Origin of the sequence: Campylobacter gastrosuis, from assembly GCF_030249845.1 — a bacterium.
In the GTDB taxonomy this organism is placed as follows: domain Bacteria; phylum Campylobacterota; class Campylobacteria; order Campylobacterales; family Campylobacteraceae; genus Campylobacter_A; species Campylobacter_A gastrosuis.
The window spans coordinates 1-672 of record NZ_JANURM010000058.1 but is presented as its reverse complement, the minus strand read 5'-3'; the positions used below and the strand labels follow the sequence as shown (position 1 = coordinate 672).

At 41.5% G+C, this 672-nt stretch carries 1 protein-coding gene; it reads left to right on the top strand.

Features of this window, described 5'->3' with window-relative positions; translation table 11 throughout:
• Nucleotides 1-672: Ig-like domain-containing protein (locus tag NYG85_RS12070; protein ID WP_284938924.1), on the top strand; the 672-nt coding region annotated here is incomplete at both ends.

The window sequence follows — 672 nt, the reverse complement described above, 5'->3', positions numbered from 1 at the left end:
AATGGCAATGTAATTCAAACACTAGATACAAAACCAGTATCTTTAAGTGATGTTGTTATTACAGATGTTATAGATGATGTAGCAGGCGGCAAAGATGGCAAATTACAAAGTGGCGACTTCACAAATGATAGCACACCTACTATCAAAGGCGTTATACCAAATGAAACTGGCTTAGCAGGTTCAGTCGTAGCTATCTTTGACGGCAATAGACAAATCGGCACAGCAGTTATCAAAGACGATGCTTCATTTGAATTTACACCAAACCAACCGCTAACAAGCGAGGAGCATACAATATCTGTAAAACTAGTTGGTAAGAGTGGCGACCAAGCTACTTCTGTTGCTGAATTTGTAATCAACGTTGATGAGATTAAACCAACCACCCCTGACGTCGTGGCTAACCCTGACGGCTCTGTATCAGTCACTCCAAAAGATGACTCAACAAAAACAGAGGTCAAATACAAAGATGAAAACGGCAACGAGCATACATTCACAGCTGAAAAAGGCGATGATGGCAAATGGAAACCAACAAGCCCTGATAACGGCGTTAAAGTTGATCCAGACACTGGCAAAATCACAATCCCAGCTGACAAAATAGAAGACGGCTCAGAAGTTACAGCTAAAACAGAAGACAAAGCTGGTAACGTTTCAGATGAGGGTAAAGTAGTAGCAGGT